At 73.3% G+C, this 23,453-nt stretch carries 24 protein-coding genes; 15 read left to right on the forward strand and 9 right to left on the reverse strand.

Annotated features, from left to right (window positions below; translation table 11 throughout):
* Positions 1 to 18 precede the first annotated feature (18 nt).
* Positions 19 to 219, reverse strand: a complete 201-nt coding sequence (locus AB0C35_RS20400; RefSeq protein WP_358458026.1) for a DUF397 domain-containing protein — start codon at positions 217 to 219, stop codon at positions 19 to 21.
* Positions 216 to 1,070, reverse strand: coding sequence for a helix-turn-helix transcriptional regulator (locus tag AB0C35_RS20405; protein ID WP_358458028.1), 855 nt, complete (start codon positions 1,068 to 1,070; stop codon positions 216 to 218). Before AB0C35_RS20405 ends, AB0C35_RS20400 begins: the two co-directional genes overlap by 4 nt.
* Before the next feature lie 184 nt (positions 1,071 to 1,254).
* Here AB0C35_RS20405 and AB0C35_RS20410 point away from each other — a divergent pair, with 184 nt between their 5' ends.
* The 5 genes from AB0C35_RS20410 (at position 1,255) to AB0C35_RS20430 (ending at position 6,081) form a co-directional block, all read left to right on the forward strand.
* Positions 1,255 to 1,686 carry an ATP-binding protein gene (locus AB0C35_RS20410; RefSeq protein WP_358458030.1) on the forward strand — a complete coding sequence of 144 codons (432 nt, stop codon included), beginning with the start codon at positions 1,255 to 1,257 and terminating at the stop codon, positions 1,684 to 1,686.
* A gap of 122 nt (positions 1,687 to 1,808) precedes the next feature.
* Positions 1,809 to 2,924 carry a histidine kinase gene (locus AB0C35_RS20415; protein WP_358458032.1) on the forward strand — a complete coding sequence of 372 codons (1,116 nt, stop codon included), beginning with the start codon at positions 1,809 to 1,811 and terminating at the stop codon, positions 2,922 to 2,924.
* The gene (locus tag AB0C35_RS20420) at positions 2,921 to 3,607 is read left to right on the forward strand and encodes a response regulator transcription factor (protein WP_358458034.1); all 687 of its coding nucleotides are present in this window, start codon (positions 2,921 to 2,923) and stop codon (positions 3,605 to 3,607) included. Before AB0C35_RS20415 ends, AB0C35_RS20420 begins: the two co-directional genes overlap by 4 nt.
* Before the next feature lie 90 nt (positions 3,608 to 3,697).
* Entirely contained in the window at positions 3,698 to 3,931 is a 234-nt protein-coding gene (locus AB0C35_RS20425) for a hypothetical protein (RefSeq protein ID WP_358458035.1), read from the forward strand.
* A 5-nt stretch (positions 3,932 to 3,936) separates the two neighbouring features.
* Positions 3,937 to 6,081: an MMPL family transporter gene (locus tag AB0C35_RS20430; protein WP_358458037.1), complete on the forward strand. Its 2,145-nt coding sequence runs from the start codon at positions 3,937 to 3,939 to the stop codon at positions 6,079 to 6,081.
* Positions 6,082 to 6,084: 3 nt separating this feature from the next.
* Here AB0C35_RS20430 and AB0C35_RS20435 read toward each other — a convergent pair whose 3' ends face one another.
* Positions 6,085 to 7,491: a PLP-dependent aminotransferase family protein gene (locus tag AB0C35_RS20435; RefSeq protein WP_358458039.1), complete on the reverse strand. Its 1,407-nt coding sequence runs from the start codon at positions 7,489 to 7,491 to the stop codon at positions 6,085 to 6,087.
* Positions 7,492 to 7,588: 97 nt separating this feature from the next.
* On the opposite strand from AB0C35_RS20435, the gene AB0C35_RS20440 reads away from it, so the two are divergent.
* Complete coding sequence (locus AB0C35_RS20440; RefSeq protein WP_358458041.1) at positions 7,589 to 8,317, forward strand: phosphodiesterase; 729 nt, start codon at positions 7,589 to 7,591, stop codon at positions 8,315 to 8,317.
* Here AB0C35_RS20440 and AB0C35_RS20445 read toward each other — a convergent pair.
* Complete coding sequence (locus AB0C35_RS20445) at positions 8,314 to 9,105, reverse strand: IclR family transcriptional regulator (RefSeq protein WP_358458043.1); 792 nt, start codon at positions 9,103 to 9,105, stop codon at positions 8,314 to 8,316. The genes AB0C35_RS20440 and AB0C35_RS20445 overlap by 4 nt on opposite strands.
* Before the next feature lie 16 nt (positions 9,106 to 9,121).
* A complete protein-coding gene (locus tag AB0C35_RS20450) occupies positions 9,122 to 10,591 on the reverse strand; it encodes a dihydroorotase family protein (protein WP_358458045.1) in 1,470 nt (489 codons plus the stop codon).
* A gap of 275 nt (positions 10,592 to 10,866) precedes the next feature.
* Between AB0C35_RS20450 and AB0C35_RS20455 the strand changes: the two genes are divergently transcribed.
* The 7 genes from AB0C35_RS20455 to AB0C35_RS20485 are packed head-to-tail and all read left to right on the forward strand — an operon-like array spanning position 10,867 to position 17,369.
* Positions 10,867 to 12,054: a CoA transferase gene (locus AB0C35_RS20455; protein WP_358458047.1), complete on the forward strand. Its 1,188-nt coding sequence runs from the start codon at positions 10,867 to 10,869 to the stop codon at positions 12,052 to 12,054.
* On the forward strand, positions 12,051 to 12,911 hold the full coding sequence (locus tag AB0C35_RS20460; RefSeq protein WP_358458048.1) for an aldolase/citrate lyase family protein: 861 nt from the start codon (positions 12,051 to 12,053) through the stop codon (positions 12,909 to 12,911). The genes AB0C35_RS20455 and AB0C35_RS20460 overlap by 4 nt, the downstream gene beginning before the upstream one ends.
* Entirely contained in the window at positions 12,908 to 13,726 is an 819-nt protein-coding gene (locus AB0C35_RS20465; RefSeq protein ID WP_358458050.1) for a cyclase family protein, read from the forward strand. The genes AB0C35_RS20460 and AB0C35_RS20465 overlap by 4 nt, the downstream gene beginning before the upstream one ends.
* A complete protein-coding gene (locus tag AB0C35_RS20470; RefSeq protein WP_358458052.1) occupies positions 13,723 to 15,132 on the forward strand; it encodes an MmgE/PrpD family protein in 1,410 nt (469 codons plus the stop codon). The genes AB0C35_RS20465 and AB0C35_RS20470 overlap by 4 nt, the downstream gene beginning before the upstream one ends.
* A gap of 59 nt (positions 15,133 to 15,191) precedes the next feature.
* Positions 15,192 to 15,962, forward strand: coding sequence for an amino acid racemase (locus AB0C35_RS20475; RefSeq protein WP_358458054.1), 771 nt, complete (start codon positions 15,192 to 15,194; stop codon positions 15,960 to 15,962).
* A gap of 25 nt (positions 15,963 to 15,987) precedes the next feature.
* Entirely contained in the window at positions 15,988 to 16,608 is a 621-nt protein-coding gene (locus tag AB0C35_RS20480) for a cytochrome P450 (RefSeq protein WP_358458056.1), read from the forward strand.
* Positions 16,605 to 17,369, forward strand: coding sequence for an isocitrate lyase/phosphoenolpyruvate mutase family protein (locus tag AB0C35_RS20485; RefSeq protein WP_358458058.1), 765 nt, complete (start codon positions 16,605 to 16,607; stop codon positions 17,367 to 17,369). Before AB0C35_RS20480 ends, AB0C35_RS20485 begins: the two co-directional genes overlap by 4 nt.
* Here the strand turns inward: AB0C35_RS20485 and AB0C35_RS20490 are convergent.
* The 3 genes from AB0C35_RS20490 to AB0C35_RS20500 are packed head-to-tail and all read right to left on the reverse strand — an operon-like array spanning position 17,366 to position 20,134.
* Complete coding sequence (locus tag AB0C35_RS20490) at positions 17,366 to 18,802, reverse strand: FAD-binding oxidoreductase (RefSeq protein ID WP_358458060.1); 1,437 nt, start codon at positions 18,800 to 18,802, stop codon at positions 17,366 to 17,368. The two genes, AB0C35_RS20485 and AB0C35_RS20490, sit on opposite strands and share 4 nt — an antisense overlap.
* Positions 18,803 to 18,852: 50 nt before the next feature.
* Positions 18,853 to 19,455, reverse strand: coding sequence for a GNAT family N-acetyltransferase (locus tag AB0C35_RS20495; RefSeq protein WP_358458062.1), 603 nt, complete (start codon positions 19,453 to 19,455; stop codon positions 18,853 to 18,855).
* The gene (locus AB0C35_RS20500) at positions 19,448 to 20,134 is read right to left on the reverse strand and encodes a carboxymuconolactone decarboxylase family protein (RefSeq protein ID WP_358458064.1); all 687 of its coding nucleotides are present in this window, start codon (positions 20,132 to 20,134) and stop codon (positions 19,448 to 19,450) included. The genes AB0C35_RS20495 and AB0C35_RS20500 overlap by 8 nt, the downstream gene beginning before the upstream one ends.
* A gap of 164 nt (positions 20,135 to 20,298) precedes the next feature.
* On the opposite strand from AB0C35_RS20500, the gene AB0C35_RS20505 reads away from it, so the two are divergent.
* Together AB0C35_RS20505 and AB0C35_RS20510 are read left to right on the forward strand one after the other, a co-directional pair.
* On the forward strand, positions 20,299 to 21,366 hold the full coding sequence (locus AB0C35_RS20505; protein WP_358458066.1) for a GNAT family N-acetyltransferase: 1,068 nt from the start codon (positions 20,299 to 20,301) through the stop codon (positions 21,364 to 21,366).
* A complete protein-coding gene (locus tag AB0C35_RS20510) occupies positions 21,350 to 22,201 on the forward strand; it encodes a class I SAM-dependent methyltransferase (protein ID WP_358458068.1) in 852 nt (283 codons plus the stop codon). Before AB0C35_RS20505 ends, AB0C35_RS20510 begins: the two co-directional genes overlap by 17 nt.
* On the opposite strand, the gene glyA is transcribed toward AB0C35_RS20510, so the two are convergent.
* A complete protein-coding gene (glyA, locus tag AB0C35_RS20515) occupies positions 22,168 to 23,439 on the reverse strand; it encodes a serine hydroxymethyltransferase (protein ID WP_358458069.1) in 1,272 nt (423 codons plus the stop codon). The genes AB0C35_RS20510 and glyA overlap by 34 nt on opposite strands.
* Positions 23,440 to 23,453: the final 14 nt, after the last annotated feature.

A 23,453-nucleotide genomic window follows, 5' to 3' on the forward strand; every position in this document is an offset into this window, starting at 1 on the left:
AGCCTTCACCCTCCACTTTCACGCGAAGTCGAGCGCACCGCTCTTCACCTCATCGAGGAAGGCACGCCACTCGGGCTTCGTGAAATCGAGCACCGGCCCGGAGGCGTCCCTGGAGTCACGCGCTGCGACAATCTGCCCCAGAGCCGCGACTTCCACACAGTTGCTCGGATGATCAGTGCTGTAGCTGCTCTTGCGCCACGGAGAAGGTGGAACACTCATAGTTCAGACGCTATCGCCTCGATAAGCGCACGGGAATCCGACTTCGAGAGAGCAAGGGCCTGGAGTTCCGCGTACACCCGTTCGTAATACTCGATGCTCGGCGGCTCATCGATGAGCCAGCCACGCGTCAGGCAGTCCACGGCGACGACCTTCATGGGGTCGTCCGAACCGACATCGAGGATCGTGAAGGAGCCGGCCATCCCTGGATGTGCGCCGACAGTCCCGGGCACGACCCGCAGATCCAAGTGCTCCCTCTCCGTGACTTCCACCAGCTTCCAGCACTGGGAGCGCATCACGTCCCGGCCGCCGACCATCAGTCGCAGCACAGGCTCACCGATGATCCAGGCCGCCCGCATGGACGGGCGGTCGAGGATGCGTTGCCTCGCCATACGGAACGCGATCGCGTTCTTGTCCCGAGGCTGAACCCGGACGGGCTCGTACGCCGCGAAAACCGCTCGGGTATAAGCCTCCGTCTGAAGGAGCCCAGGCACGGCGACCGTCTCGAAGGAACGTGAGCGCGAGGACTCAGCTTCGAGGGAGGCGAAATCGACGCTGAACGCGTCCTCATGGCTCATGTAGTCACGCCACCAGCCCTCTTTGCGGCCCTGAGCAGCGAGATCGAGCAGACGCTTTCGCTCCTTCTCCTCGGTGACGCCGTAGTGGTCGAGAATCTGGCGGAGGTCGCGGGGGCGGATGGCACGGTGGCCGTTCTCGTAAGCGCTGAGGGAAGCCGGCGACCGTTCGACCAGACGGGCCGCCGCGTCCTGCGTCAGGTTGCGTTCTTCGCGGTACCGGCGGAGCGCCTGACCGATCTTGCGGCGCCGGTACGACAATCGGTCATCTGACGTCATGCACTCATTCTGTCACCGTGTGTGACAGCAATGGTCCGCTCCGCCGAAGTTAGATGCATCCGGACTTCGATACTTCAGCTTCTCCATGGACCCGCGACGGATGGCCCTCACCTCGCGGGAACGTGTTGATGCGGTGACGGAGGGCGATCAGCCTTGGCGGGTGACATTCGGAGGAGGAATCACGATGACATCCGCCAAGGTGGGAGAGCTGGAGCTTCTCGCCGTGCTCACGCTTCCCGGCGTGGAGCGTTCCGTCCGGCATGCCCGGCTGTTCCTCCGGGACACGCTCGTCCCGGACCTCGTGTCGCCCGGTGACGAACTGCTGGACGACATGGCGCTCGTGGTGGCCGAGTTCGCGGGGAACGGGATCAGGCACACCGCGTCAGGGCGGGGCGGGGAGATCCACATCGCGTTGTGGGCGGGTGACGGTGTCCTGCGGGCCGAGGTCAGTGATGACGGGGCGGGCGGGGAGCGGCCGGTTCTGCGGGACGCCCAGGACGGCGAGAGCGGGCGGGGCCTGCAGATCGTCGATGCGCTCGCGTCCCGCTGGGGACACCGGCCCGACGGCTCGCGCACCACGGTGTGGGCGGAGTTCCCCGCGCGGGTGCAGCGCTGATCCGCCTACATCCGTGGTTGCGGCTCGGGCGTTCGGCGGTACCCCAGAAGTTGCGGGGAGCGTCCACACAGGCGGGCCGTAAGGGTGAAGGTCCTGGCCAGGGTGCCGCCTAGGCTGGTCGCATGGCTGGTTGGTCTGGGCTGCGCGTCCGGAGGGCGGACGGGGTTCTGGCCGGTGGCGTCCTGCTGCTGGTGGGCGCCGGCAGCGTGCGGTCGCTGATCGGCGCCCGCGAGGAGCCCTGGTCGGTCACCGCCCTGTCCTGGGTCCTGATCACCGTCGCCTGCGGGGCGCTGTACTTCGGCCGCCGCCGCCCGGTGGCGGCCGCGGTGGTCGCGGTGGTGGCCACGGGCGCCCACTACGTCACCAGCGCCTACGACGGGCCGCTGCTGATCGCGCCCATCGTGGCGCTCTACATGATCGCGGCCCAGGGGCGGATCCAGGCGGCCGTCGCCGTCGCCGCCCTGATCGTCATCGCGACGGGCGCGGGGACGCTCGCGGGCGCCGAGGACGTCAACGGGGTCGCGGTGTTCATGCTGACCGGGTGGGTCGTGGCGATGGTGGCGCTGGGTTGGGTCCGGCACAGTCGCCAGGTCTACCTGCGTGAGGCCGAGCAGCGCGCCGCCGGTGAGGAACGGCTTCGCATCGCCCGCGACCTGCACGATGTGGCCGGGCACCACATCTCGCTCATCAACGTCCAGGCCGGGACGGCGCTGCACCGCTTCCGCCGCGACCCGGCGCAGGCCGAGGCCGCCCTCGCGGCGATCAAGGAGTCGAGCCGGGACGCGCTGCGCGATCTGCGCGCGACGCTCGGGGTGCTGCGGCAGGCCGACGAGGAGGCGCCGACCGCGCCCGTGGCGGGTCTCGACAGGATCGGCGAACTGGTCGAGTCGGCACGGGCGGCGGGACTCACGGTCCGTCTCCGTTTCGCGGGCGAGGACGGGCCGCTGCCCACCGGTGTGGACCTTGCCGCATACCGAATCGTGCAGGAATCGCTGACCAACGTGGTCCGGCACGCCTCCGCCTCCGTGGCGACCGTGCGCATCGAGCGCGGGCCGCGGGCGGTCCTCGTCGAGGTCGCCGACGACGGCCGGGGCGCGGCGGACGGCGCCATGGGCGGCGGCGTCCGCGGGATGCGGGAGCGCGCCCGTGCGCTGGGCGGCGAACTGACCGCGGGCCCGGGACCGGACGGCGGCTTCCGCGTCCGGGCCTGCCTCCCCCATGAGAACGGAGCCTCATGATCAAGGTCCTGCTGGCCGACGACCAGCGGCTGGTGCGCGCGGGGTTCGGCTCCATCCTCGACGACGAGGACGACATCACCGTGGCCGGGGAGGCCGCGGACGGCGAGGAGGCCCTCGCCGCCTGCCGCGCACTGCGCCCGGACGTGGCGCTGATGGACATCCGGATGCCCGGCATGGACGGCCTGGAGGCCACCCGGCGCATCACCTCCGACCGGCGGCTCGACGGCGTCAGGGTCGTCATCCTGACCACCTTCGACCTGGACGAGTACGTCTACGGCGCGCTGCGGTCCGGTGCCGCCGGGTTCCTGCTCAAGGACACCGATCCGGAGGAGCTGATCTACGCCGTGCGGGTCGCGGCGCGCGGGGACGCGCTGATCACCCCGTCCGTCACCCGCCGCCTGATCGCCGAGTTCGCCGGACGGGTCAAGGCGCCCGTGCCCGGCCCCCGGCTGAAGGCCCTCACCGACCGCGAACGCGAGGTCATGCTGCTTGTGGCGGCCGGGCTCAGCAACGACGAGATCGCCGCCCGCCTCGTCCTCAGCCCGGCCACCGCCAAGACCCACGTCAGCCGCATCATGTCGAAGCTGGACGCGCGGGACCGCTCGCAGCTGGTCGTCCTGGCCTACGAGTCCGGCATGGTCAACCCGAGCTGGATGACCGGCGGGGCGCAACCACCGGGGTAGGCGGGCCGCGGCCCCGCAACCCGGGGGGTACGGCGAGTGCCCGCCGGAGGCCGATGCCGCGCGGCATCCCGCGTGCCGAGGCTGGACGGCATGAGCGCACTGTCCAGACAGGCCACCGGCGCCTTCGTCGGTCTCCTCGCCGGCGGGGCCGCGGGGTTCTTCCTCACCGAGTCGGTCGCCGTCTTCTTCCATCTCGTCCTCGACCACACGCTCGATGTGGAAGGCACCGGCGTCCTGCTGGCCGTCTTCATCGGCGTGCCCGTCCTGTGCGCCGCGGTCGGCGCCGTCATCGGCGCGAACCGCGCCGGCCGCCAGGGAGGTTGACCGCCATGTCCGCGAACACAGGGTCCTCGAACATCGGGTCTTCGAACACGGGGTCGCCGAGCAGCCGCACGGGCTTGTTCGGCCGCCTGGCCTCCTGGTCGCAGCGCCACCGCTGGGGTGCGCTCCTGCTGTGGGTGGTGGCGGTCGCGGCGATCACGGTCGGCTCGCAGGCGGCCGGCGCCACGTACCACAACGACTTCTCGCTGCCCGGAACCGATTCCCAGGCCGCGGCCGACCTGATGGAGGAGCACGGCTCGCTCCAGGCGGGCGCGACCGTCCAGATCGTCTTCAAGAACGCCCGGGGACTGAGCGGCGACCGCGCCGCCATCGACGGGATGCTGGACGAGGTGCGCGGGCTGCCGAGCGTCGCCGACGTCCAGGCGCCGGGCACCGGCTCGGTCTCCGAGGACGGAACGATCGGCTACGCCACCGTCACCCTCGGCGGCTCGGCCGAGGACGTGCCGTCGGCGCACGTCACCGAGATCATCGATACCGCGAAGGCCGCGGACGGGAACGGCCTGCAGGTCGAACTCGGCGGGGACGCGGTCCGGGGCGCGCAGGAGGAGGGCGGCGGAGGCGCCGAGGGCGCGGGGATGCTGGCCGCGCTGGTCATCCTGATCCTGCTGTTCGGCTCCCTCGTGGCCGCCGCGGTCCCGCTGGTCACCGCCCTGTTCGCGGTCGGCGGCGCGGTCGGGCTCATCGCGCTGGCCTCGCACATGTTCACCGTCGCCGACTTCACCCCGCCGATCATGATGCTGATCGGGCTGGGCGTCGGCGTGGACTACGCCCTGCTGATCTTCTACCGCTACCGGCACGAACTCCGCGGCGGCGCGGACCCGGCCGCCGCGGCCCGCGCGGCGCTGGACGCGGCCGGCCGGACGGTCTTCTTCGCCGGCTGCACCGTCATCATCGCGCTGCTGGGGCTGATCGTCCTCGGCCTCGGTGCGCTCCAGGGGGTGGCCCTGGCCGTGGCGCTGACGGTGCTGGTCACGATGGCGGCGTCGCTGACGCTGCTGCCCGCGCTCCTCGCGGTGTTCGGCGGCCGCATCCAGCGGCAGGTCCGCAAGCGTGGGGACCGCTCCAGGGACGACGGCTGGCGGCGGCTGGCCACGGCGGTGCAGCGCCGTCCCATCCCCGCGCTGCTGGTCGCCGTCGCGGCCCTGCTCGCCCTGTCGGCCCCCGCCCTCGACATGCGGCTCGGCTTCGCGGACGCGGGCAACGACGCCCCGTCCACCACCACCCGGCAGGCGTACGACCTGCTGGCGGAGGGGTTCGGCGCCGGCTTCAGCGGGCCGCTGGTCATCGTCACCGAAGGCCCGGCCGCGCAACTCCGGCCGGCGCTGGAGCAGACCGAGGGGATCGCCGCGACGACCCCGCCGCTGCCGTCGAAGGACGGTGCGGTGTCCACCGTGATCGCCTTCCCGGACACCGCGCCGCAGGACGAGGCCACCGCCGAACTGGTCCACACGCTGCGCGACGACGTGCTCCCGGCCCTCTCCCAGAAGACCGGCGCGGACTACCTCGTCGGCGGGCCCACGGCCGCCACCCAGGACTTCGCCGACTCGGTGTCGCAACGGATGCCGCTGTTCGTCGCCGTGGTCGTCGGCCTGTCCGCCGTCCTGCTCATGGTGGTGTTCCGCTCGGTGCTGATCCCGATCAAGGCCGCGCTGCTCAACCTGCTGTCCATCGCCGCCGCGCTGGGCGCCGTCACCCTGGTGTTCCAGGACGGCCGGTTCGGCGCGCAGCCCGGCCCGGTCGAGGCGTTCATCCCCGTGATGATCTTCGCGATCGTGTTCGGGCTCTCCATGGACTACGAGGTGTTCCTCGTCTCCCGCATCCATGAGGAGTGGGAGCGCACCGGGGATCCGGCGCACGCCGTCCGCGAGGGCCTGGCCGCCACCGGCAAGGTCATCACCGCGGCCGCCGCCATCATGATCGTCGTGTTCGCGGCGTTCATCCTGAGTCCCAGCCGGATGCTGCAGCAGTTCGGCCTGGGCCTCGCGGTCGCCGTCCTCCTGGACGCCGTGGTGATCCGCTGCCTGATCGTCCCGGCGGTCATGCAGCTGCTCGGCAAACACGCCTGGTGGCTCCCCGCCCCCGTGGCGAAGCGCCTTCCCAGGGTCGCTCTGGAACGCCCCAGCGGAACGTGACGGTCAGGCCAGGACGGTGCAGAGGGCGTCCAACGCGCCTGGGTAGGCGGAGCCTGGCGGGGTGCTGTAGCCGATGATGAGGCCCTGCGGGCGTCCGGAGGGGTTCTGCCAATGGTCGCGGAGGGGCATGAGGGCGAGACCGAGGGCCGCTGCGCGACGCACGATCTCGTCCTCCCCCGGGCCGTCGTCCGGGAGGAGGACGAGGGCGTGCAGGCCGGCCGCGATGCCCTGCACGCGGACGTGCGGTGCGCGGTCGCGGAGCGTCCCGACAAGGAGGTCCCGGCGGCGGCGGTAGCGGAGCCGCGACGCCCGGACGTGCCGGTCGTAGGCGTGGCCGCCGATCAGGTCGGCGAGGACGAGCTGCCCGAGCGACTGGGTGTGCGCGTCGGCGACGCGCTTGGCCTCGATGACGGGTTCGAGCAGGCGTTCGGGAAGCACCAGCCAGGCCAGGCGGAGCGCGGGGGCGAGGGTCTTGGACGCGGTGCCGGCGTAGACGACATGGTCGGGGGCCGTCCCCTGGAGGGCGCCGACGGGCTGCCGGTCGAAGCGGAACTCGCCGTCGTAGTCGTCCTCGATGATCGTCGCGCCGGTTTCGCGTGCCCAGGCGGTGAAGGCGCGCCGTCGGTCCGGATGGAGCGTCGCGCCGCACGGGTACTGGTGCGCCGGCGTCAGCACGGCCGCACCGGCCTGGTCGAGGGCTTCCGTACGCGCACCCAGGTCGTCCACCCGCAGCGGGACGACGCCGAGCCCGGCGTGCCGGACGGTGCCGCGGTGCAGCGGGTGGCCGGGTTCCTCCATCGCGACGGTGATCGTCCCGGCCTCGGCGAGGACGGCGGCCAGCAGGCCGAGGGACTGCGCGTAGCCGGACGTGATCACGATCCGGGCGGGGCCGGCGTGGACGCCCCGGGCACGGCCGAGGTAGCCCGCCAGGGCCTCGCGCAGTTCGGGCCTGCCGCGCGGATCACCGAGCGCGTGCACTTCGGGCGGCGCGGTCGTCAGAACGCGGCGGGTGGAACGCAGCCACGCGGCAGAAGGGAACGTGCTGAGGTCGGGCCGCCCCGGCAGCAGATCATGCGCGAAGTTCCCATGATCCCCGGGAAAGGCGTTCGCGCGCCGCACCGCCGGATTCGACGCGGACCCGGCCGAGGTGGAGCCGGCTGAGGTGAGGCCGTCTCGCCACGTGGGGGGCGGATGGGCGGCTTGCGCAACGCGTGTGGCCCAGCCGGGGACGGCGGTGAGGTATCCCTCGGCGGTCAGCTGGTCGTAGGCGGCGCTCACGGTGCCGCGCGAGAAGCCCAGTTCGAGGGCGAGGGCGCGGGTCGACGGCAGCGTGGCGCCGGGCGCGAGACGCCCCGTCGCGATCGCGGCGCGGAGAGCGCGTTCCAGCCCCGCTCGACGGCCACCGGACACATCCAGATCCAGATGAAGATCAACCCCGGAACCGGCCCAATCTTTCGACACGGAACCGGATCTTAATCTTGATCCGGTCGGGCCTTACGTTCGCGGCATGATTGTTTTCGCCCAGCTCAGCGACACGCATCTCGACACGACGGACGAACGGGCCGAACGCGCGGCGCGGGTCATGGAGCATGTGAACGACCTGCCGGTCGACGCCGTCCTGGTCACGGGGGACATCGCCGACCATGGCGAGCGCGCCGAGTACGAGCAGGCGCGCAAGCTGCTGGAATCCCCGCATCCGGTGTTCATGTGCCCCGGCAACCACGACGTCCGGGGACCGTACCGGGAAGTGCTCCTGGACGAGCCACCTGAAGACGGGCCGGTCAACAGAGTCCACATGGTGGCGGGCGCGAAGTTCGTGATGTGCGACTCCACGGTGCCCGGGGAGGATCGCGGGTTCCTCGACGACGCGACCATCGGCTGGCTCGACCGGGCCCTCGCCGAAGAGCCCGGCACCCCGGCGTTCGTCTGCTTCCATCACCCGCCGGTGACGCTGGGCATCCCGTACGTGGACGGAATCCGGCAGTTCGGCGTGGGGCGCCTGGCCGAGGTCATCGAACGGCATCCGCAGGTCGTGGCCGTCCTGTGCGGGCACGCGCACACGGCGGCGGCCACGACGTTCGCGGGACGGCCGCTGCTCGTCGCGCCCGGGGTCGTCTCCACGCTCAACCTGCCGTGGCAAGGGGGCGGCATCGCCGACTACGGCGCTCCCCCTGGGCTGGCGTTCCACGTCCTGGACGACGAGGGCCGCCTGATGACGCACTACCGCACCGTCTAGCGGCGGGTCGTCCAGGTGCGGGTGATCTCCTCGGCGGCGTCGCGGACGAGGGTCCCATAGCGGTCGACGGCCTCGGGGGTGAAGCGGTGGCGGGGTCCGCAGACGCTGATGGAGCCGTGGACCTCGCCGTCCGGGCCGAACAGGGGCGCGGCGACCGAGCCGGCGTCGACCTGCCGTTCGCCGAACGAGACGGCGACGCCGTCGCGGACCGTCTCGGTGAGGCGGGCGCGGAGGGCGGCGGCGTCGGTGACCGTCCGGTCGGTGAGGGCGGAGAGCGGGCGGGTCAGGAGGGACTCGCGGCGGTCCGCGGGGAGGAACGCGAGGATCACGCGGCCGGAGGAGCCGGCGTGCAGGGGGAACCTGCGGCCCACCTCGACCGTCATCTTGACCTCGCGGGGACTCTCGAACTGGTCGAGGTAGACCCGCTCGTCCCCGACCAGGCCGGACAGCGTGGTCGTCTCGGCGGTCTCGTCCCGCAGCCGGCGCAGGGCGGGCGCGGCGGCGTCGCGGACGTTGAAGCCGCGCAGCGCGCTGACGCCGAGCGCGACGGCGGCGGGGCCGAGCCGGTAGCCCGCCGCGCCGGTCTCGAGCACCTCGCGGGACACCAGCGACTGCAGGATCCGGTACACGACGGCCTTGGAGATGCCGAGTTCGCGGCTGATGGCGCTGACGCCGAGGTGTTCGGGCCCGCCGGCGAACAGCAGCAGCACGTCCGCGACCCGCCCGGCGACCTCGGTCCCCCCTTGGGCAGACGCTGCCGGCGGCGCGGTGGCGGTCTGGTCGGTCACGGGACGATCCTAGGGTTCAGCGTCCGCGGCGCAGGTATCGGCCGACCGGGTCGCCGGCGATCTCGCCGCCGGCGCAGACGCGGTGGCCGCGGACGAAGGTGTCGGTCACCTTGGCCGTCATGGCGAAGCCCTCGAACGGCGTGTACTCCTGCGTGGATTCGGAGTCGGCGGCGCGGACCGTCCAGGAGACGTCGGTGTCCACCAGGGCGATGTCGGCGTCGTAGCCCTCGGCGATGGTGCCCTTGTTGAGGAGCCCGTAGCGGCGGGCGGGGTTCCAGGACGTGAGCTGGGCGACGCGCTGGAGCGGCAGGCCGCGTTTGAGGCCCTCGCCGACGAGTCCGGGCAGCAGGTATTCGGCGCCGCCGAACCCGGACTTGGCGAGGAAGATGTCGTCGCGGTCGGCGCCGAACTTCATCTCGTCGCGGCAGCAGGCGTGGTCGCTGACGACCCAGTCGACGTCCCCGGCGAGGACGTGCCGCCAGAGCGCCTCAACGTCGGCGCGGTCGCGCAGCGGCGGGTTGACCTTGCCACCGAGGCCGTGTGCGGTGTCGACGTCGGCGAGGAGGTGCCCGATGGTGACCTCGCGGCGGAAGTCGATGTGGGGGAACGCGCCCGCCATGGTGAGCGCGGCCGACAGCGCCTTCTCCGACGACAGGTGCAGCAGGTTGATGTTGGGCAGGCCGGTCTCGTGCGCGAGGTAGGACGCGATGGTGACGGCGAGGCCCTCCGAGTGCGGCGGGCGGGACGCGCTGTAGGCGCGCAGGCCGGTGAGCGACGCGTCCTGCTCGACCATCCTGGTGTAGGCGGTCATGATCTCGGCGGTCTCGCAGTGCAGCGAGAGCGAGATGTAGGGCGCGTAGTCGGCGAGCCGCTCGCGGGTCCGCTGGACGCCGCGCATGACGAACTCGAAGTGCGCGAGGTCGTAGCGCTCGTCGGGCGGCGTCATGAGGAAGTCGCTCTGGCTGGACGAGCGTCCGTGCAGGCCGTGGCTCCCGTAGAACATGAAGACCTTGAACGAGGTGACGCCGTGCTCCTCGACCAGGTACGGGATCTCGTCGATGTGCCCGGTCATCATCGGCGCGAGGTGGAACGCGTAGTCGACGTAGGCGTTGCCCTGCGCGGCGCTCAGGACCTCGGGGAAGAACTCGCGGTAGGGGCCGCCCTTGTTCAGGTAGTACTGGCCGGTCCGCATGTAGGTCAGGGACGTGGTGACGCCGCCCTGCGCACAGGCGCGGCTCTCGGTGCGGGCGTCGGCGGCGAGTTCGTTGTAGATGCCCCAGTGCTGGTGGGCGTCGACGACGCCGGGGAACGCGAGCCGGCCGCCGCCGTCGATGACGGTGGCGGCGTCGTCGTCAGGGAGGTCGGCGGCGACGCGGGTGATGGTGCCGTCGTCGACGGCGATGTCGAGGGGCTGCGGCCCGGTGCCGTCGGGTGCGTCGGGACGGACGACCCGCACGTTCTTCAGCAGCAGTTCGGTCGTCGCCATCGTGTCTCCTTCTCGGGTGGTCAGGCACGGTACCGGGTGGTCGGGCGCCCATCAGCCGCAGACTCCCGACGAATGTTCCGCTGACAGAAACAAGCCTCAGTGTCACGCCAGGGTCGCACTCCCTGCGGCGACCGGTCAACATCGAGGCCGAACTTGACGCAACGTGGCCGATGCTGCCAATTTGAGAACTCCGGGGGCGCTTCCGCAGATCGGATTCGATGACCCATACTGTTTCTCTAAGCGGAACACCATCAAGCGGAAGGCGGTACCGTCCCATGACCGACGCCCTGTCCGGAGTCCGCGTCCTCGACGCGGCCACCCTGTTCGCCGGGCCGCTCGCCGCGACGCTGCTCGCCGACTTCGGGGCCGAGGTCATCAAGATCGAGCACCCGAGGGGCGACCCGGTGCGCGGCCACGGCGCGCAGCGCGACGGCGTCGGGCTCTGGTGGAAGATGCTCGGACGCGGCAAGAAGGCCGTCACGCTGTACCTCGGCTCCCCGGAGGGGCAGGAGCTGTTCCGCCGGCTGGCCGCCGACGCCGACGTGGTCATCGAGAACTTCCGTCCGGGCACGCTGGAACGCTGGGGCCTCGGCCCGGACGAGCTGCGGAAGACCAACCCGGGGCTGGTGGTGGCGCGGGTCACGGGGTTCGGGCAGACCGGCCCGTACTCCAGGCGTCCCGGCTTCGGGACGCTCGCCGAGGCGATGAGCGGGTTCGCCGCGATCACCGGCGAGCCGGACGGCCCGCCGACCCTGCCGCCGTTCGGGCTCGCCGACGGGATCGCCGCGCTGACCACCGCGTTCGCGATCATGACGGCGCTGCGCGCCCGGGAGGCCGGCGGCGAGGGCCAGGTGATCGACCTCGCCATCATCGAGCCGATCCTCACCGTGCTGGGGCCGCAGATCATCACCTACGACCAGCTCGGCGAGCTGCAGGCGCGCACCGGCAACCGGTCGCACAACAACGCGCCCCGCAACACCTACCGGACCCGCGACGGCGGCTGGGTCGCGGTCTCCACCAGCGCCCAGTCGATCGCCGAGCGGGTGATGCGGCTGGTCGGGCGGCCCGAGCTGATCGACGAGCCGTGGTTCGCGACCGGCGCCGACCGCGCCCGGTACGCCGACGTGCTGGACGAGGCGGTCGGCTCCTGGATCGCCGCCCGCGACCGCGACGAGGTCGTCAGGGCGTTCGAGGAGGCGCAGGCCGCCGTCGCGCCCGTCTACGACGCCGCCGACGTCATGGCCGACCCGCAGTTCGAGGCGCTCGGCACCATCGCGACCGTCCCCGACGACGAACTCGGCCCGCTGAAGATGCAGAACGTCCTGTTCCGGCTGTCGCGGACGCCGGGGCGGATCGAGTCGGCCGGGCCGCCGCTCGGCGCGCACACCGCCGAGATCCTCGCCCGTTACGGGGTAGGCGAGAAAGAGCTGGACCAGCTGCGCGCCAAAGGGGTGATCGGGTGACGCCGCGAGACCTGGTCCCCCGGACCTGGCTGTACGTCCCCGGAGACCGCCCGGACCGCATCGGCAAGGCCCTCGCGTCGGACGCGGACACGGTGATCCTCGACCTGGAGGACGCCGTCGCCCCCGCGGCGAAGGAGCACGCCAGGCGGACCGTCCTGGACACCCTGGCCGCGGGGCACGCCGCGCACGTCCGGATCAACGCGCCCGCCACCCCCGACGGCGCCGCCGACCTCGCCCTCCTGGCGTCCGCGCCGGGCGCGCTCGCCGGTGTCCGCGTCCCCAAGAGCGAGGACCCCGACGAGCTGCGCCGCGTCGCCGGGACGCTCGGCGTCCCGGTGTACCCCGTGCTGGAGTCGGCGCTCGGCGTGGAGAACGCCCTGGCCCTCGCCACCGCGCACCCGCTCGTCGCCGGGATCTCGCTCGGCGAGGCCGACCTGGCCGCCGACCTGCGCGTCGGCGGCGGCGAAGCGCTGGCGTGGCCGCGGTCGCGGGTGGTCGTCGCCGCCCGCGCCGCCAGGCTGCCCTCGCCGCCGCAGAGCGTGTGGACGGCCGTCCGCGACCTGGACGGCCTGCGCGCCGACACCCTCGCCGGGCGGCGGGCCGGGTTCTTCGGCCGGTCGTTGATCCATCCCGCGCAGATCCCCGTCGTCCACGAGGCGTGCGTCCCCGACCCGGGGGACGTCGCGTGGGCGCGCGACCTGATGAGCCAGGTGACCGAACGCGGCGGCGCAGCGGGGGGCGGCGCCGCTTGGATCGACTCCGCCGGCCGGTTCGTGGACAAGGCGGTCGTCGAGCGCGCCACCTGGCTGCTCGCCGCCGACGCCGCCGCCCGGCCCGTCAAGGAAAGGCACGCATGAACTCCCACGACCCGCTGCTCGCGGCCGTCGCCGGCGGGGTCCGGCTGATCGAGCTGGGGCAGCCGTTCTTCACCGGCATGCCCTGCTCGCCCAACCACCCCGGGTTCCGGATGACGCTGATCCGGCGGCACGGCGACATGGAGCGCCCGGACGGCGGCTCCGCCGCCAACGAGATCATCGTGACCGGCGGGCACGTCGGCACGCACATCGACGCGCTCTCCCACGTCAGCCACAACGGCGAACTCCACGGCGGGGTCTCCGCCGCGGACGCGCAGCGCGGCGGGGCGTTCACCGCGCACGGCGCCGAGAACCTGCCCGGTCTTCTGTGCCGCGGCGTCCTGCTGGACGTGGCGGCGGTCCACGACGTGGCGACGCTTCCGCCCGGCTACGGCGTGACCGCCGAGGACCTCGACCTCGCCGCCAAGCGCGCGGGCACCGAGCCCGGCGAGGGCGACGTCGCGCTGATCCGCACCGGCTGGTCCCGCAACTTCGGGGACACCGCCGCCTACCTCGGCAAGGAGACCGGCGTCCCCGGCGCCACCCAGGACGCGGCGCGCTGGCTCGCCCGCCGGGGGATCGCCGCGACCGGGGCCGACACGACCGCCTACGAGCAGATCCCGGCGGGCGCGGGGCACGCCGTCCTGCCCGTCCACCGGATCCTGCTGGTCGAGTCGGGCATCTACATCCTGGAGCACCTCAACCTGGAGGCGCTCGCCGAGGCGGGGCTGCACGAGTTCGTGTTCATGCTGGCCCCGCTGCGGATCAAGGGCGGCACCGGCTCCCCCGTCCGCCCCCTCGCGGCGGTATCGGCATGACGGCCGACGGCGCGACCCCCGTCCAGCGCCTCGCCGCGCTGGCGTCCGACGCCGGGCGGCGCGGGCTGCCCGCCGACCTGCGCGCCGACGCCGCCCGCCGGGTCCTGGACGTCCTGGGCAACAGCCTGGCCGCCACGGCGGAGCCGCCCGCCCGCGCCGTGGGCGAACTCGTCACCGAATGGGGCGGCGCGGGCCGCGCCACCGCGATCGGCACCGGCATCCGCCTTCCCGAGCCGAGCGCCGCCCTGCTGAACGGCACCCTCGCGCATTCCCTCGACTTCGACGACACGCACCTGCCGTCCGTCCTGCACCCGTCGGCCTCGGTGGTGCCCGCCGCCCTCGCGGTGGCCGAGGCCCGCGGCGCCACCGGCGCCCTGCTGCTGGACGCGGTGGCGGTCGGCATCGAGATCACCGTCCGGCTCGGCATGGCGGGCTACGACCGCGACCTCGGCAACTCGGTGTTCTTCGAACGCGGGCAGCACGCCACCGCGATCTGCGGCGCGGTCGGCGCCGCCGCGTCCGCCGCCGTGCTGTCCGGCCTGGACGCCGCCGGCATCGCGGACGCCATGGGCATCGCCGCCAGCATGGGCTCGGGGATCCTGGAGGCGAACCGCACCGGCGGCACCGTCAAGCGGATCCACTGCGGCTGGGCGGCGCACGCCGCCGTCACCGCCGCCGGCCTCGCCCGGACCGGCATCACCGGGCCGCCCACCGTCCTCGAAGGCCGCTTCGGGTTCCTCCAGGCGTTCTGCGGCGACCAGGTCGACCTGGACGCCCTCACCTCCGGGCTGGGCGAGCACTGGGAACTGCCCGGCATCTTCTTCAAGCCGTACCCGTGCAACCACTTCACCCACGCCGGGATCGACGCCGCCCTCCGGCTGCGCGGCCGCGGCCTGGACCCGGCCGACATCGAGTCGATCGAGCTGGGCGCGCCGACGCCCGTCCTCCGCACGATCGGCGAACCCCACGAGGACAAGATCCGTCCCAGGTCGGGGTATCACGCGGCGTTCTCCGGGCCCTACACGGTCGCGGCTGCGCTCCTCGGGGGCGGCGGCCTCGGCGTGTTCCACGAGGACTTCACCGACGCGGCCGCCGCGGACCCCGGCCGGCTGGCGCTGGCCGCGAAGGTCCGCTGCGTCCCGGATGCCCGCTGCGACGAGATCTTTCCGCACCAGTTCCCGGCCGTCCTGCGCATCCGGACACGCGGCGGCACCCTGCTGGAGGAACGGGTCGACGCCAACCGGGGCGGGCCCGACAACCCGCTGTCGTCCGGCGAACTGGCGACGAAGTTCTGCCTGAACGCCGTCCGCCGCGTCCCCGAAACCCGGGCCGACCGGATCACCGACCTCACCTACGGCCTGGCCGAGGCGAAGGACCTTGCGCCGCTGACGTCCCTCCTGGCCTAGACGATTTCCGGCGGGCGGCCGGCGGGCCGGCGCGAGGAGCATGGCAATCTGGTCGGTGCGTGCAGAACGGGCTGCGCGGCATCGAACAGGAGCGGAACGTGGAGCATCTCGGCATCCTCGCCCACAGCGCGGAAGGCGCCGCGCTGTGCTTCCGGACCTTCTGCCAAGAGGGTTTCCGTGAGCTGGGCCCCGACGACCATCCCGACGTGACGCTCGACCTCATCGCGCTGGCACGGAGCATGCCCGCCTGGGACGCGGGAGACCACGACTCGATCCGGGCGACGCTGGCCGAGAGCGTCCGGAGGCTCGCGGCGGCGGGCGCCGGCTTCTTCGTCTGCCCGGACAACACCGCGCACATGGCCCTCGAACGGCCCGGCGACGATCTGGCGCTGCCCGGCCTGCACATCGCGCAGGTGGTCGCCGACCGGGCCGCCCGCGACGGCAGGACGCGCGTCGGCGTCCTCGGCACCCGCTACACCATGGACGGCCCGGTCTACCCCCGCGAACTGGCGGCGCGCGGCATCGCCGCCGAGGTGCCGGACGCCGGCGACCGGGAGACCGTCAACGAGATCATCTTCAAGGAGCTGGTCAACGGGGTCGTCTCCGGGGAGTCACGCCGGCGGTACGTCCAGATCATCGAACGGCTCGCCGAGCGCGGGTGCGACGCCGTCGCGCTCGTGTGCACCGAGATCCCGCTGCTGGTGACGCCCGATGTCTCGCCGCTGCCCACGCTCGACTCCACGCGCCTGCTCGCACGCGCCGCCTTCGACGTGGCGGTGGGCCGCCGCCCCCTCCCCGCATGGCGCGGCGGACACTTCGACCGGCACTGAAACGAACCGTCCCTACATTCGGGACGTGGACAACACAGACCTGCTCGTCACCGGGCACGCCGACGTCACGGCCGTCCTGGGCGACGCCCGATTCACCGTCCCGCCGGCTCTGGGCGACGCCCGTCCGCCCTCGCTGGCGTGGCTGCGGCGGACGGTGTGCCGGTTCAGCGAGGGCGCCGACCATGAACGGCGCCGCGCCATCGTGGTCGGCCCCGGCCCGGACGAGCGGGTCGCGGGCCGCATCGCCGTCCTCGTGCAGGCGTGCGAGGCGACCGCCGCGCTCATCCGCGCGACCCTGCCGTACGCCCGGCGCCCGGAGTCGCGCGGCCGGCCCGCCGGCCGGGTCGTCGCCGAGACACTGCGGTTCGACCCGCCCGTCCCTGTCATGCGCCGCGTCGCCGCCGAGGGCGCGCGGCTCAACGGCCGCGCGATCCCCCGGGGCACCGCCGTGACACTGGATCTGCGGGCCGCCAACCGGGACCCGGACGTGTTCGAGGAACCCGGCCGTTTTGATCCTGACCGGCGGGAACATCCCCACCTGACGTTCGGCGCGGGCCGGCGACCGTGCCCCGGCGGCGGCCACGCGCTCGAGCTGGCCGCCGGCGTGGTGGAGGCGGTCCTGCACGCAACGGAGGGCGGCCGGTGAACTTCCACGAACTGCACCACGGCGACCGTCCGCTGGTCCTGCCGAACGCGTGGGACTTCGCGAGCGGCGCCGCCCTGGTCAAGGCCGGGTTCCCCGCGGTCGGGACGACGAGCCTCGGCGTCGCCGCCGCGGCCGGGAAGAGCGACGCGGCGGGCGACACGCGGGAGGAGACCCTCGCGCTCGCCCGCGTCCTGTCCCGCCTGCCCGTGCCGGTGACGGTCGACATCGAGGGCGGGTTCTCCGCGCGGGTCGCCGACGTCGCCGACCTCGTCGCCGAACTGGCCTCGTTCGGGATCGCCGGGATCAACCTGGAGGACGGGCGATCCGACGGAACCCTCGCGCCGCTCGACCACCAGGCGACCGTCATCGCCGCGGTGAAGCGGGCCGCGCCGCAGGTGTTCCTGAACGCCCGCACCGACACGTTCTGGCTCGGCGACCCGGACCGCGACGAGACGCTGCGGCGGGCCCGCGCGTTCGCGGAGGCGGGCGCGGACGGGATCTTCGTCCCCGGAATCGTGGACGACGCCGACATCCGGGCCGTCCTCGACGTCGCGGACGTCCCGCTGAACGTCCTGTTCATGCCGGGCAAGACCGAGTACTCGCGGATGGACCGCCTCGGCGTGCACCGCCTGAGCACCGGTTCGCTGCTGTTCCGGAAGGCGCTGCAGGCCGCCGTCACCGCGGCCCTCGGCGTCACGGGCGAGGACGGCGACCACCCCGCGCCCTCGTACGGGGACGTCCAGGACCTCGTCGAACCCTAGTGGCCGGTGATCCTGTCGGCGGCGCGGGCCAGGACGGACGTTCTCGCCGACGGTGACGACGACTCGCGGGCGTCGGCGGCGCGGTAGAGGGCGTACATCGCGTGGACGCCGAGCCAGCGCAGCGGTTCGGGTTCCCAGCGGCGGACGCGGCGGTCCACCCACGGCAGCGCCGTGAGGCCGGTGTCGTCCCGCAGGACGAGGTCGCGGAGGGTGCGGCCGGCGAGGTTGGCGGCGGCGACGCCGTGGCCGGTGTAGCCGCCGGCGTGGCCGAGGCCGGCCGCGTGGTCGACGACTACGGTCGAGCACCAGTCGCGGGGCACGCCGAGGACGCCCGACCATGCGTGGGCGACCCGGCCCTCGTCGGCGACGGCGGGGAACATCGCGGTCAGCGTCGTCCAGAGGGCGTCGATCGTGGACGGGCGGGTCCGGCCGCCCTCGTCGATGCGGGAGCCGTACCGGTAGGGGCGGCCGCGGCCGCCGAACGCGATCCGGTCGTCGGCGGTGCGCTGCGCGTACATGTAGTAGTGCGCCATGTCGCCGAGGAGCTCGCGGCGTTCCCAGCCGATCGCCTTCCACGCCGTGTCCGGCAGCGGCGTGGTGACGATCATGGAGCTGTTCATCGGGAGCCAGTCGCGGTGGTGTCCGGGCAGCCCGGCGGTGAAGCCCTCGGTGGCGCGCAGCACGTACTCGGCGGTGACGGTGCCGAACGGCGTGACGGCGGCGGCCTGGACGCCCGCGCGCCGCGGGACGATCCGGACGACGGGCGTCCCCTCGTAGATCTTCACGCCGAGGCCCCGGACGGCGGAGGCGAGGCCGCGGACGAGCGCGGCGGGCTGCACGCGGGCGCAGTGCGGGCTCCACGCGGCACCGGTCGCGCCCTCGACGCGCAGCCGGTCGTCGCGTTCGGCGGCGGGCAGCGGGACGAGGTCGGCGTCCGTCCAGCCCCAGTCGTGCGCCTCGTCCACGAGCGCGGCGAGGCGGGCGCGCTGGGCGGCGTTGCGGGCGACGTACAGGACCCCGCCCTTGACGAGGCCGGCGTCGACGCCCTCGTCGGCGGCGACCCGGGCGACCTCGTCCACCGCGTCGAACATGGCGCGCTGCAACGCGATCGCGGCGGGGCGGCCGTGCCGGGCGGCATAGCGCTCCCGGGACCCGGCGATCTCCCCCAGCACCCAGCCGCCGTTGCGGCCGGACGCCCCGAACCCGGCGAACTCGCGTTCCAGCACGATGACCCGCAGGCCGGGCCGGGCGCGCTTGAGGTAGTAGGCCGTCCAGAGCCCGGTGTACCCGGCGCCGACGACGCACACGTCCGCGGTGCGCGGCCCCGGCAGCCGCGGGCCCGGCTCGGGACGTCCGGCCGCCCGGTGCCAGTGGGAGACCCCGCCGTTGGCGAACTCGGGGGCGAGGGGCGCACGACGCGACGAGGAGCTCATGCGCTCATATTGCTAAATTCCGCACTGAAATCAACAGTCGGCAACGGATTCTATGGGACGGCATCGACGATACGACGGGATCCGATCCAGCGAGAGCGGTCCGCCGCGTAGTAGGCCGCGCCGTCGGGGCCGCCCGGACCGTCCGGCCGGCGGCGCATCCCGAGCTGCAGGGCGATCTCCGCCGACGCCGGGTTCGCCATGTCGATCTCGGCGGTGACGCGGTGCACGCCGATCTCCCCGAACGCGTAGTCGAGCACCGCGCGGGACGCCTCGGCGGCCAGGCCCTGGCCCCACCGGTCCGGCTCCAGGCTGTAGAGGATCTCCACGTCCACGCCGTGGCCGAGCGGCCCGTCGTGGTGGCTGAGCCCCGCCACGCCGATCAGCGGCTCACCCGGCGCGGCCCCGCCGCTCCCGGCCCCGTCGATTCCCGTGGCCCGGCGCGCCGGGCGCAGCGCCCACAGCCCGTAGCCCTCGGTGGCGAAGTCCCGCTCGCTGGCGTCGATGATCTCCGACACCTGGACGGCGGAGATCATCCGGTCGGCGAACAGGTGGCGGCGGACGAGCGGGCCCGTCCAGTGCGTCAGCAGCGCGCCGTGGTCGCTCATCGTCACCGGGTGCAGGACGAGCCGGACCGTGCGCAGGACCTCATTCATCCCCGTCCTCCGCGGCGGCGTCCTCCGCGGCGGGCCACCCGGGCGGGGTCTCGCCGTCCGGGACGCCCACCCGGAACACGCGCAGCTGCAGCGCGAGCGCCTTGTAGTACCCGACGAGGGTGACCAGCTCGACGACGGCGGTGCGCCCCAGCGTGGCCGCCGCCTCGGTGAACACGGCGTCGCCGAGGTCGTTCTCGGCGACGAGCTGCCGCGTCGCCTCGTAGACGACGCGTTCGCGGACGTCGGCGAGCATGGGGGCGCGGCCCTCGCGCAGCGCGTCCATCTCGTCGTCGCCGAGCCCGGCGCGGCGCCCGATCCGCTCGTGCGCGTACCACTCGTAGTCGGACCGGACGTGCGCGGCGACGACCAGCGTCGCGATCTCCCGCTCGCGTTTGGTGAACGCTGTGCGGAAGCGCAGGGCGACGCCGAGATCCTGCAGCGGCAGGCCCACCGACGGGCTGTAGAGCATGGCGTTGAACGGGCCGTGGAGGCGGCCCGAGTCGTCGGCCATGCCGAACGGCGGCGTACGGCCGGTGGCGCGCGGGCCGCCGGTCAGCGCCTCGTAGACGGTTCGCTGCTCGTCGCTGAGCGAGCCGGGGAGCAGCAGGGGGAGCCGGGTCGTGGACGGACCGCGCGGAGGTCGGTCGTCGGCAGGCTCACCGCTCACGGGGTCGATCACTCACCGCACGGTAGGCGGTCGGCGGGGGCCGCTCAAGTCCCCGTCCGGAATGTGAAACCCCTGGCACACCGTGACGTAGCGGTCGCGTAACACCCGTCGGCGAACCTGGTCGCCGACCGCACCGGAGACGAACGGGCGCCCGGCCCCGTGAAGGGAACGTTCCCATGCCGCTGCTGCGCATCCGCACCTCGATCGAGGACAGGCCCGGCCGCCTCGCCCTGCTCACCGCCGCACTGGGCCGGCGGGGCGCCAACATCCTCGGCCTGTCCGTCCAGATGGACGCCGGGGGCGTGGTGGACGAGTTCATCGTGGACGTCCCGCACGGCGGCGCCGACGCGCGCGACCTCGCCGAAACACTGGGCGCGGCCGGCGGGATCGGCACGACCGTGCGGCCCGCCCGCCCCCACGAGCTGGTGGACGAGCCGACCCGCGCCCTGGTCCTGGCGTCCCGGTTGCGCACCGAGCCGCACGCGGTGCCCGCGGTCCTCGGCGAGCTGCTCCGCGCCGACGAGGCGTCCTGGACGGACCCCGGACCGGACGAAACGGACGCGTGCGTCCTCATGGTTCCGGTGGGACGGGGCCGCGCCGTCCGGCTCCGCAGGCTCGGCATGCCGTTCACCGCGACCGAGGCGGCGCGTGCGGACGCGCTGGTCAGGGCCGCGCTGCCCGCCGAGCCGCGGCGTCGCGCATCCCACCGCGTCGTGCTGCGCGACGGCACGCGCGCCGTCGTCCGGCCGATCCGGCGGAGCGACGCGGACGCCGTCCGCGCCCTGCACGAGCGGTGCTCCCTCGACAGCCGCCGGATGCGGTACTTCAGCCCGAAGCCGTTCCCGCCGCGGCGGGCGATCGAGCGGTTCTGCGACCCCGCGTACGGCCTCACGCTGGTCGCCGAGGGGCCGGACGGTTCGCTGCTCGCCCTCGCGCACCTCATCCACGTCCTCGACCCGGGCGTCGCCGAGGTCGCGTTCCTGGTCGAGGACGGCTGGCAGGGCCGCGGCCTCGGCCGCGCCCTCGCGGGCCTGCTCATCGCGCTGGGCCGGGACCGCGGCGTGGTGGAGCTGCGCGCGACCGCGCTGAGCGAGAACGCGCGGATGCGGCGCCTGCTCACCTCGCTCGGCGGCCGGACGCGGCGCACCGCCGACCCCGCCGTCGTGGAGATCCGGCTCCGCCTGGACGGCCGCCCCGCCGGCCCCGGCACGCTGGCAGGATGGCCGGGTGACCGGCATCTATGACGATCCCTGGGCGTACGAGCTGGCGTGCTCGTTCCGCGACGTGCCCGCCGAGGTGGACGCGCTGCTCGGCTGGTGCGCCGGGCACCGCCCGGCCGGGCGCCCCGGAACGGTGCTGGAGCTGGCCGCCGGGCCGGCCGAGCACGCCCGCGAGTTCGCCCGCCGCGGCCTGGCCGCGACCGCGCTCGACCTGAACCCGGAGATGTGCGCCTACGCCGCCCGCGAGGCCGGCCGCGCGAACGTCAGGGTCGAGGTCGTCCGGGACGACATGACCCGGTTCGATCTGGGCCGCCGGTTCGATCTCATCGTGACCATGCTCGACTCCACGTCCCACCTGATGACCCTGGACGCGTTCGTCGCGCACCTGCGCCGCGTCTCCGCGCACCTGTCCCCCGGCGGCCTCTACATCGTCGAGATGTCACATCCGCGGGACCGGCTGGGCGAACCGACCGTCAGCACCGGCTGGACGGTCGAGCGCGACGGTGTCCACGCCAGCGTGCGCTGGGGCGAGCCGGGCGACCGGCTCGACCCGGTGACGCAGATCGCCGACGACCACGTCACGATGACGATCAACGGCGGGGGCGGCGTCACTGCGGGAGGACGACCCCCCGGCGACGACGAAGTACGCGTGCTGCGCGACGTCGTCCCCTACCGCTTCTGGTCCGCCACCGAACTCGACGCCGCGATCCGCGTGGCCGGCGGCCTGGAGAAGGCGGCGCAGTACGGCGACTTCGGGGCCGGAGCGGACACCGTGGCCCTCACCGACCCCGAAGCCTGGCGCATGATCACCGTTCTGCGCGGCGCTCAGGGCGTGGACGTCCAGCCGGGCATCGGATAGGACGCGAGAAGCTCGCGGACCTGGCCGGCGACCCGCCGGGCGACCGTCTCGTCATCCTTGGCGGCGGCCTGCACGACCTCGTCGATCCACGCCGCGACCTGCGGCATCTGCGCCTCCTCCAGCCCGCGGGTGGTGATCGCGGCGGTGCCGAGCCGCAGCCCGGACGGGTCGAACGGCTTGCGCGGGTCGAACGGGACCGCGTTGTAGTTCAGCTCGATCCCGGCGCGGTCGAGGGCCTGCGCGGCGGGCTTGCCCGCGACGCCCTTATTCGTCAGGTCGATCAGGATCAGGTGGTTGTCTGTGCCGCCGGAGATCAGGTCGTAGCCGCGTTCCAGCAGCGCCGCGGCGAGGGCCTTGGCGTTCGCGACGATCTGCCGCGCGTACCCGGAGAAGTCCCGCTGCGCGGCCTCCCGCAGCGCGACGGCGATCGCGGCCGTCGTGTGGTTGTGCGGGCCGCCCTGCAGGCCGGGGAACACGGCCTTGTCGATCGCCTTCGCATGCTCGGCCGTCGACATGATCATCGCGCCGCGCGGTCCGCGCAGCGTCTTGTGCGTGGTCGTGGTGATCACGTCGGCGTGGCCGACCGGGGACGGGTGCGCGCCACCCGCGATCAGGCCCGCGATGTGCGCGATGTCGGCGGCCAGCACCGCGCCCGCCTCGCGGGCGATCTCGGCGAACGCCGGGAAGTCGATCGTCCGCGGGATCGCGGTGCCGCCGCACCAGATGAGCTTCGGCCGCTCCTTGAGCGCCAGGTCGCGCACCTGGTCCATGTCGACCCGGCCGGTGTCGGCGCGCACGTCGTACCGGACGGGGCTGAACCACTTGCCGGTGGCCGACACCGACCAGCCGTGCGTGAGGTGGCCGCCCATCGGCAGCGACAGGCCCATCACGGGGTCGCCGGGCTCCAGGAACGCCATGTAGACGGCGAGGTTCGCGGGCGACCCCGAGTACGGCTGGACGTTGGCGTGCTCGACGCCGAACAGTTCCTTGGCCCGGCCGATGGCCAGCAGCTCGATCGGGTCGACGTTCTGCTGGCCCTCGTAGTACCGCTTGCCCGCGTAGCCCTCGGAGTACTTGTTGGTCAGGACGGACCCGGTGGCCTCCAGGACGGCCGGCGACACGTAGTTCTCCGACGCGATCAGCCGGATCTTCTCGTACTGGCGGCGGGCCTCCGCCTCCACCAGCCCGGCGATCTCGGGGTCCTGGTCCTGCAGACGGGATACGGCCGGTTCGTGCATCGTGAGCCTCCGCG

The sequence above is a fragment of the Spirillospora sp. NPDC048819 genome (assembly GCF_040650055.1).
In the GTDB taxonomy this organism is placed as follows: Bacteria; Actinomycetota; Actinomycetes; order Streptosporangiales; family Streptosporangiaceae; genus Spirillospora.